Source organism: Romboutsia maritimum, assembly GCF_002251085.2.
GTDB classification, from domain to species: domain Bacteria; phylum Bacillota; class Clostridia; order Peptostreptococcales; family Peptostreptococcaceae; genus Romboutsia_B; species Romboutsia_B maritimum.
In genome coordinates, this window is record NZ_NOJZ02000041.1 from 1 (window position 1) to 10,257 (window position 10,257).

Genomic DNA, 10,257 nt, shown 5'->3' on the forward strand with positions numbered 1-10,257 from the left:
TTAGGGTTTACTGGTTTTAAAGTCGTGTCCTATGCAGATTTCTCTACATACGCAGTATAGTTTATATTTTTACAATCTTTTTGTAAGATTTTATAAACTATTTATTACTGTAATTTGTCTATTTATTTCTTCTGGGTATGGAGAATATTTATTATATGTTCTAAGTCCAGCTTCAACATGACCTATTTCTACCTTATTATAAAACGCAGCTAAGCTTCCTGCTAAAGTAGTTGTAGTGTCTCCATGTACTAAAACTATTTGAGGTTTAACCTCTTTAATTACTTTATCTAAATTTTCTAATGACTTTAAAGTAATATCTAATAATGTTTGATTTTTTTTCATTATATCTAAATCATAATCAACTCTTATGTTAAATACTTTTAGAACTTGGTCTAGCATTTCTCTATGTTGAGCAGTTACACATACTATACTTTCTGTTTCATCTCTATTTTCCAACTCTTTTACAACAGGAGCCATTTTTATAGCTTCTGGCCTTGTTCCAAATATCGTCATTACTTTTATTGACATGTTATCATCCTTTAACATTTATTTATATATTAAATATATTTTCATTAAATTATATTTATATTCATATTTTTATATAATAAAAGAGTTATCTCAAAATTATAATTTTGAAATAACTCCTTGATTCTATACTTTTATTTATATAGTTATATACGGATTTAAATATACATATCTATTTTTTACTGCACAAACTACTAAAACATTACTTTCAATAGCTTTAATAATTACATCTTGTGAACCACCTAATGACATAGAAATAATATCTATATTTTTAATAACTGCATAATTTATAGCATCTATAATCCATTTATAATTACCACTACATTAATTTAAAATATGTAAAAATATAATTAAATGTTACTTAGTATTTCTTCTTCCATTTAGCACTTCTACCTTTTGCTATCACTTCTATTTTATTTTGTTTCCTAAGATTATTAAAAACCCTATTAATAGTTGGTGTTGGTATATCTGGGCACATTCTTCTTATATCATCTTTTGTAAAATATCCTAAAGTAGCGTTTATAACCTTTTCAATTTTACTTGTTTTTGTTTCTTTTTTTATTTCTACTATATTTAATTTATAATCAAGTTTTTCATAAGATTCTAATATATCTCGTAAAAAATAATTTAACCAAATGTTAATATCACATATTTTTAAATCAACATATGAATTTTCATTAAATAAATTTTTAAATGAATTTTCAGACTTTTTTTCAAAAAATTTTCCTAAATTTATATATTTACCTACTTCATAACCATTTTTATTTAATAATAATATCATTAATAATTTGGCCATCTTTACATTCCCATACTCAAAAGGGCGTATAGTTATAAAATCTAATATAAATACTGCTATTAAAATAAGAATATCTGCTTTATCAGATACAATTGATTCATTGTAAACTTTACATAATTCTTCTATAGATTTCTGTACGTTTAATATTCTTGGAGTTTTTATTCTTATTTGTTTATTACTAAAATAAAATTCTTCAGATATTTCATTAGCCGCTCTATACTTTCCTCCTATATTTCTTGAAAATTTATGTAAATAACCATGAAGTTCTAAAATCATTTTAGATGTTACTTCTATATCTTCATACCCACTATTTATAGTTTTTAAAACATCCCTATATTCAACAACACAAATTTCATTTCTATTTTTAGGTATTTCCTTATTACTTATAATTCTATCTAAACCAATTTCATATTCATCTGAAATTGATTCTCTTGGTGTATCTTGAATACATTCCAATAAAGCTACTTTAGATAATTTTTCTAAAATTTCTTTTGGCTGTTTTTTGTATAGTATTTGTCTTCCTTTATATTCATTTATTTTTGACAATGACTTAACTATATTCATATTAACAGCAATATTTTCAACTTTGTTCTCAATTAAAAAACTCATAAAATCACTCCATAAAATTAAATGCTATAGTCATAATAGCGCTTTAATTTTATCATATATTTTATTCTTTTACAATTTTATACTGTATTTATATATATTTTTACTATTTTTATCATTTTAAATCTACATTAATCTTAATAAATCTAAAAAATAAAAGTCTAGGCTAACCTAGACTTTCATTTTTATATTAAATTATTTACATCTGATTCAATTGCCATTTTTGAATTTATTTCTATACTTTCTTTCTCCTTAATTACTTCATATTCTCTTAATTCTATATTTTTATAACTTCTTATTTCTCTCATCAATACTATTGCAGTTATAAAAGTTGCTATAAAGTCAGATAATGGCTGTGACATCCAAATTCCTTCTAATCCAAAAAATTTTGGAAGTATTAATATTGATGGTATTAATAAAATTACTTGTCTTAATAAGCTAAGTAACATTGCCATTTTGGCTTTTCCAATTGATTGTATATAATTTGTACCTGTAATTGATATCCCTATTATAGGTAGCATTAATAAATATATTCTTAAACCATTTATAGATATATTCATTAACTCTTTATCTTTATTAAATAGTCCTATTATTATTTCCGGGAAAATTTGTACAATAAATGTGCCTCCACATAATATAATCGTTGCTGCTGTAAGTGATATTAAATATGCTTTCTTCACTCTTTTAAATTTTTTAGCTCCATAATTAAATCCTATTATAGGTTGAGAGCCTTGATTTATACCAAATATAGGCATTAAGAATATCATTGCTATAGATGAAATAGTTGTCATAGCTCCTATTGCTAAATCTCCACCATATGATTTTAATGAATTATTAGCTATTATTTGCACCATACTTGCTGCAAGCTGCATAGCAAAAGGTGATAATCCTATAGCAAGCACTAATTTAACCAACTCTTTATCTAGTTTTAAATTTGTTTTTTCAAATTTTAAATTTGATTTTCCTGATAAATAATAATATAAGCTAATAAATGCTGTAATTGCTTGCGATAAAACTGTTGCTATAGCCGCTCCTTTTATTCCCATATCAAACTTAAATATTAAAATATAATCTAATACTATATTTGTTAAACAACCTATTATCATTATACCCGCAGATATTTTAGGACTTCCGTCAGCTCTTATTGCATGATTTAACGAAAATGATAATATATTTACAACAGACCCTATTAATATAATATTTATATATTCCTTAGCGTATACTAATGTTTTCTCACTTGCGCCAAATAATTTAAGTATAGTGTCCGCAAATATAATTCCTATTATAGTAATAATAATTCCTATACCTATTGAAAGTGTTATAGAATTTGCTATAAGTTTTTTAGCATCATCTTTTTTGCCTTGACCTAACTTAATAGATATATTAGTAGCTGTTCCAATTCCTATTAGCATACCAAATGCTAATATAATAGTCATTATAGGCATTGTTACACCTAACCCAGTTATTGCTAATGGTCCAACTCCAGGTATATTTCCAATAAATATTCTATCAACTACATTGTATAATCCATTAACCACCATACCTATTATAGCTGGTATTGAATATTTAAATAATAATCTACCAATAGATTCCGTTCCTAAAATTTGTTCATCTTTCATATATTCTCCCTCCTTTGTTTTCCGCTCAAACAGTTGCATTTACAACTATTTACTTTTAAATAAATAATTACATAACTTATGTATATATTTTTAGTTTAATTATTTTAACCTTTTTCCACCATTAATATAGTATGCAGTTTTTATTATTATAGTTCCTATAATAATATCTGATGTTTAAATGTTTCTTAATTAATATTTCGAATTTTTCATATAGATATTTTTCAAATTTCCTAGGAAATTTATATCATTTAATACCTTTCTGAAACCTTTCCTTCATAAGGTTTTGGTATATTTCTAAGGGGTAATTTATATTGATATTTTATCCCTTAGAAACCAATAAAAACTTAAATATACTAAATACTAAGTATACCTTCAACTATTTCTCTAACAAGTCTTGGAGTTATTTCATATGAATAGTCTACTAATATTCTCTCTGTAAACTTGTGTGGATCTTTTCCATGTGGTCCATAATTTAAAACTGGTACATTTAATTTTCTTATCTCCTCTAATGGTAATTTATATCGGTATCCTAAAGAAGGCATATTAGGTTTTAGATATTGTATTACCTCATCTGCATCTTGTAATGCAAAATAACTTAAATCAGATATACCTTTAAAATATTTTTGTATTCTTATGTCTATATCATACTTCTCTTTTGCAATTTTTATAGTATTGTTTACTACATCTAATATCTTACTTGAAGCTTCTTCATTTTCATTTATTCCTACATGAGGATAATATGGAAGTGCAAAGAATATAACTATACACGGTCCCTCATTTTTTACATAATCACATAATAATTTCACTATGTTTGTGCTTATATCTCTATCATCAAGACTATCATCATTTACCCAATTTCCTATTTTTTCATCTAAATGACTTCTAAATTCTTCTCCAAATTGAGCATAAGCTTTATTATATAATTCATCAAATGTAAATACTTTTATATCCAAATTATCATCTTCAAATTCTAAACCACTAAGCTTTGTATATTGTTGCTTAGATTTTTTAACTTTATCTATAACACTTTTTGCTGCTTCGTTACATATTTCTTTAAGTTTCGATATAATTAACTTTGGATTGCTATTTAATGTCTGTAAATTATAGTACATTATTGATGATGGTGGCATTTGAATGTTATAATCTTTTTTTGTATCCTCATATTTTAAACATGTTGGAGGCATAGGCACTTCATTTCCTACTTTTTCACATAAATCAATATTTAAATCCATTCTAGATAGTATTTCAGCTCCTATTAAATTTGGATTTAGACCTGATAAACTCTCTCCTACATGAACCTCTTCACCTACAATATAAAATCCTGGAAGTAATTTTCCACAACTACCTAAGTATATATATTTATTATCATCTCCTGGATATAATCCAAAATCTGGTTCACTATTTAATACAGCTAATGGCTTTAAGTTATGCTCTTTTATTATTTTATTTACAAACGGTATTGCACTTATAGCTCCTTGTGAATTTGATTCTTCATCAGGAACTGCAATTACTAATATATTACCTTCGAAATCTTCTTTTTCACTATAATAGTCAATAAGAGACATCTGCATAGCAAGTCCCATCTTCATATCCATTATTCCTCTACCAAATAGCCACTTTCCTGATAATAAATCTTTTTTAGAATCTTCGTCTAACATATCTATATTTTCTTTTAACTTTTCTGTGTATTTATATGGATTTAGTATATACTCTTTTAATATACCTGCATTTTTTATATCTGCTGTATCCATATGTGCTATTGTCAATAATGTCTTATCTGTCTTTTTCTTTGATTTCATTAAAGCACATACAAAATATCTATCTAAATCATCATTTACAGGCTCTATAAATAGATGTTTTGGATTTTCCTTATAATATCTTAGTTCTGATAATTTTTTATGAACTAACTTTGCCATACACTTTTCATCCCTAGTTGCAGATACACTCTTTTGTGCTACAAGCTCTAATGTAAGATTTAATAAATCATCTTTTTTTGACCACATAATTTAATTCCTCCTATAATCCTTATCCTCTTAAATTTATATAAACTTAAATATAGTATTAATTATAATACTTACTATATTATTATTAAATAGTGTTTTTCAAAAAAAAAGAGTGGATATACTTCCACTCTTTTTTATACGAATATAAAGTTTATGCGTATTGTATACCAGTTGAATAACCTTTCTCTCTTATATACTCATCTATCGCTTTAGCTGCACTTTTACCTGCTCCCATAGCTGATATTACTGTAGCAGCTCCTGTTACAGCATCTCCACCTGCATAAATTCCTTTTTTAGAAGTTAGTCCTGCTTCGTTTGTTACTATACATTTTCTATTATTTGTATCTAATCCATCTGTTGTAGATGTTATAAGTGGATTTGGATTTGTTCCTAATGACATTATAACTGTATCTACCTTTAGTTCAAATTCAGATCCTTCTATAACTATCGGTTTTCTTCTTCCTGATGCATCAGGTTCTCCTAATTCCATTTTCACACACATCATACCTTTAACATTTCCATTTTCATCAACTAAAATTTCAGTAGGATTTGTTAATGTATCAAAAATTACGCCTTCTTCTTTAGCATGATGTACCTCTTCAGCTCTTGCAGGAAGTTCTGCATCACTTCTTCTGTACACTATATGAGCTTTTGCACCCAGTCTTAAAGCTGTTCTTGCTGCATCCATAGCAACATTACCGCCTCCAACTACAGCAACATTTTTACCAACTCTTATCGGTGTAGCATAATCTTCTCTATAAGCTTTCATAAGATTTACTCTAGTTAAAAATTCATTTGCTGAAAATACACCATTTGCATTTTCTCCTTTTATTCCCATAAACTTAGGAAGCCCTGCGCCTGAACCTATAAATACAGCTTCGAATTTTTCTTCATTTACAAGTTCATCTATTGTAACCGTTTTACCTACTATCACATTTGTTTCTATAGTTACACCTAATTTTTTAATATTTTCTATCTCAGCTTGAACTATTTCTTTTTTAGGAAGTCTAAATTCAGGTATTCCATAAGTTAAAACTCCACCTGGTTCATGCATTGCTTCAAATATAGTTACATCATATCCAAATTTAGCTAAATCACCTGCACATGCAAGTCCTGCTGGTCCACTTCCTATTACAGCTACCTTTTTACCATTTTTAGGTTTTGTATCAGTTAAATCTATATTGTTCTCTCTTGACCAATCTGCCACAAATTTTTCTAATTTACCTATAGCTATAGCACCTGCTTTTCTACCAAATACGCATTTTCCTTCACATTGATTTTCTTGAGGACACACTCTCCCACAAACTGCTGGTAAAGAACTACTTTCAGCTATAACTTTAGCAGCTCCTTCTACATCTTCTTCTTTTAGTTTTGCTATAAATCCAGGTATATTAACTCCTACTGGACATCCTTCTACGCATTTTGGCTTTTTACAACTTAAACATCTATTTGCCTCTACTACGGCTTCTTCCATATTATATCCTATACAAACTTCTTTAAAATTTTCTATTCTCTCACTTGCTGGCTGTTCTTTTACTGGTGTTCTGGCCATTTTATTTCCCATTATTTAGTACCCCCGCATCCACAATTACTATGGTGATGAGTATCACCCTCTTCAAATTCTAATAAAGCTCTTCCTTCTTGCGTCTTGTACATAGATTGTCTTCTCATAGCTTCGTCAAAATCTACTAAGTGTCCATCAAATTCTGGACCATCTACACATGCAAATTTTATTTGATCTCCTATTCTAACTCTGCACGCTCCACACATGCCAGTTCCATCTACCATTATCGTATTTAAACTAACTGTAGTAGGTATATTTAATTCTTTAGTCATCATACACATAAATTTCATCATTATCATAGGACCAATTACAACTGCATGATCATATTTTTTATTTTCATCTTGTACTAAATGTTTTAATAAATCAGTAACTCTACCATTAAATCCATAAGAACCATCATCAGTTCCTACATATACATTTTTAGCCACAGATTTCATTTCATCTTCTAGTATTACTAAATCTTTAGTTCTTGAACCTATTATTACATCTGCATCTAGTCCATTTTCTTTAAACCATTTTACTTGTGGATAAACTGGTGCTGTTCCTACTCCACCTGCTATAAATACTATATTTTTATCTTTTAATTCTTTTATATCTTCTTTTACAAATTCACTTGGCTGACCTAAAGGACCTACAAAATCTCTTATATAATCTCCTTCCTTAAGAAGTGATAACGTTTTCGTAGATGCTCCAACTGTCTGAAATACAATTGTTACAGTTCCTTTTTCTCTATCATAATCAGCTACAGTAAGAGGAACCCTCTCACCTTTTTCATCTATTTTTACTATTACAAATTGCCCTGGTTTAGCTGACTTTGCAACCCTAGGCGCTTCTATGTCCATTAAATAAATATTATCCGTTAATTGTTTTTTACTTACTATTTTACTCCCCATATTTTTATCTCCATTCTGTCAATTATACTTAAACCCACCATTTAAATTAAAGAATTGCAAAAAAATATCACAATACTTATTGATAAGTAAGTATAGGAAAGTTATATATAAATACTTAAAAAGTACATTTTATTTTTACAATTTAAATCAAATTGAATAATTCAAATTAACTTATATTATAGGCATTCCTCCTTATACTTGTTTTTCTTTATGAGATTAATAAACTACTATAATATCAATTAACTTCCCTATCAATATCAATTTTTTTGTTATTGTTTTAACTCTTTATATACTTAAAGTATACTATATTTTGCTATCTTTGTAATAACATTATTTCAAATAAATAATTTATATTTTATAATTGATTTTTTATTTTAATAAATTAACTATATTATTAAAATTTCTAAAATCACTTTCAAAAATTAAGTTTAATTTAGTTTATTATTTTTTTAAATATTTCTTATTGTATACCGTACTATGTACTCCGTTTATTTATTCACAATTTTCTAAAAATTCATTTTTTATAAAAATTCTTTTTTAAATTAACTACTTTAAATGAAATAAAAAAACAATGAGCAGTTATTATAACTACTCATTGTTTTTTATACAACTAATGATCCTTTTGGTTCTATTCTTACTCCTTCTATAGATAAAGTTGATATTTTACCATTTACATAAGCATTTTTTTTATGATTATCATATAGAAATGTAATATACCTATTGCATTCTAAGTACTCTATTGCTTTATCAAAATTTATTATCTTCTCATATTCACTTAATTGTTTATTTTCCTTGAAATAACTTTCATAGTTTAATCTTGTAGTGTCTTGAGCTATTATGTCAAATAGTATTTTGCATGATAAATCATTCATAGTATAATTTCACCTTTCTGTACATCATATACGATATAATTTAATTTTATATTGTTATACAATTCCTTTGTGTGTATATTTATTATGAATTAATTTAAATTTTCAAAGAATTATATATACAAACTTATTTAATTAATTCTTATAATAGTATATTATACATAATATCCAAATTTTATACATTTTGCATAATATATTAACTAATAAATTATTTTAATTTATATTTACTATTGGATATCAATTCTTCTCTTATTTTATTATTTTCTTCATCTAAATAAATTCTATAGGTATTAACTAAAATTTTGTCCTTTTCATGTTTTTCTTCAGTCTTTATATATACTTTTTCTATATCTTGGCTACATCCATATATTTTAGATGTAATTGCTCCATTTTTAACGATGTTCTTTATGTATATAGGATGTGAATATGGATTTTTAAATTTTAAATCTATATATCCATATGATACTGCAGCATCTCTTCCCCTTGGCGCATAGCGTGATGGAAAAGTATGATTATGAACTTCTTCTATTTGTAAACCAGATAAAAGTGCTGCATTATATATTGTAGTGGATACTTGACAAACTCCTCCACCTTCTCCATTAACATATTTTCCTCCTACTATTATTTTTGATGTTTTATATCCATTGGTCCATGTTCTCTCTCCTGTAGATTTATTATATGAAAACACATCCTGTGGCATAATAATTATATCACTTGTACTTTCTCCAGCTATATAAATATTTTCTCCTCTAGCACTATGATCATTAAAGCTAGTGCTATATTGACCTAAAATAGAATCTATGGATTTAATATCCTCTGTAGATATATGAGGCTTGATAACATTAATAGGCAGATTTATATCTTTTATATTTTTATTTAATATCATATTATATATTATTTCTTTTAATTTTATAAAATCTACTTCTATACCTTCTTTAGATGATGTTATAACAAATTCACCAGAATCTTTTATTTTCAATGATGCCTGTTTTACTTTAACATCTATTTCACTTGATATCTTCTGAATTACATTGCTTAATTTATATTCATTATAAGTAGCTTGTAAATTTATATTGTATTTTTTAGAGCAAGTAAGATTAATGTATCTTTTTAAATTTTCAAGTTTATCATTACTTCTTGTATATAAATATGCTTCATTTAATGCTTTTTCTATATTGTAGTTTAAATCTATTTCTTCTGGTTTTATATTCCAAAATTTATTTTTATATATTATTTTCATTGGTTTTAATTTATATTTATTATTTATTTTATCTTTTGCTTCTTTTAAAGTACTACCTCCTACATCTACATTTTGTATATATATGTTCTTATATATTTTGTTATCTTCTATAAGATTATGCTTATTCATACCTAATGAACTT

At 26.2% G+C, this 10,257-nt stretch carries 7 protein-coding genes and 2 pseudogenes; all 9 read right to left on the minus strand.

What is annotated here, in order from left to right; all coding sequences use genetic code 11:
- Positions 1–108: 108 nt before the first annotated feature.
- Positions 109–528 (minus strand): annotated as a pseudogene (gene wecB, locus CHF27_RS12830) (non-hydrolyzing UDP-N-acetylglucosamine 2-epimerase); the annotation flags it as partial.
- 135 nt (positions 529–663) lie between these two features.
- Positions 664–834: pseudogene (locus tag CHF27_RS14510) on the minus strand (hypothetical protein); the annotation flags it as partial.
- Positions 835–886: 52 nt separating this feature from the next.
- Complete coding sequence (locus tag CHF27_RS12840) at positions 887–1,930, minus strand: Fic family protein (RefSeq protein WP_095405351.1); 1,044 nt, start codon at positions 1,928–1,930, stop codon at positions 887–889.
- 182 nt (positions 1,931–2,112) lie between these two features.
- Positions 2,113–3,546: an MATE family efflux transporter gene (locus tag CHF27_RS12845; RefSeq protein WP_095405350.1), complete on the minus strand. Its 1,434-nt coding sequence runs from the start codon at positions 3,544–3,546 to the stop codon at positions 2,113–2,115.
- A 353-nt stretch (positions 3,547–3,899) separates the two neighbouring features.
- Positions 3,900–5,549: a M20/M25/M40 family metallo-hydrolase gene (locus CHF27_RS12850; protein ID WP_095405349.1), complete on the minus strand. Its 1,650-nt coding sequence runs from the start codon at positions 5,547–5,549 to the stop codon at positions 3,900–3,902.
- A 151-nt stretch (positions 5,550–5,700) separates the two neighbouring features.
- Positions 5,701–7,113: an NADPH-dependent glutamate synthase gene (gene gltA / locus CHF27_RS12855; RefSeq protein WP_095405348.1), complete on the minus strand. Its 1,413-nt coding sequence runs from the start codon at positions 7,111–7,113 to the stop codon at positions 5,701–5,703.
- A complete protein-coding gene (locus CHF27_RS12860) occupies positions 7,113–8,006 on the minus strand; it encodes a sulfide/dihydroorotate dehydrogenase-like FAD/NAD-binding protein (RefSeq protein ID WP_095405347.1) in 894 nt (297 codons plus the stop codon). The genes gltA and CHF27_RS12860 overlap by 1 nt, the downstream gene beginning before the upstream one ends.
- A gap of 602 nt (positions 8,007–8,608) precedes the next feature.
- On the minus strand, positions 8,609–8,878 hold the full coding sequence (locus tag CHF27_RS12865; RefSeq protein WP_095405346.1) for a hypothetical protein: 270 nt from the start codon (positions 8,876–8,878) through the stop codon (positions 8,609–8,611).
- A 205-nt stretch (positions 8,879–9,083) separates the two neighbouring features.
- Positions 9,084–10,257 (minus strand): VanW family protein (locus CHF27_RS12870; protein ID WP_115976281.1); only part of this gene is annotated, 1,174 nt, incomplete at its 5' end.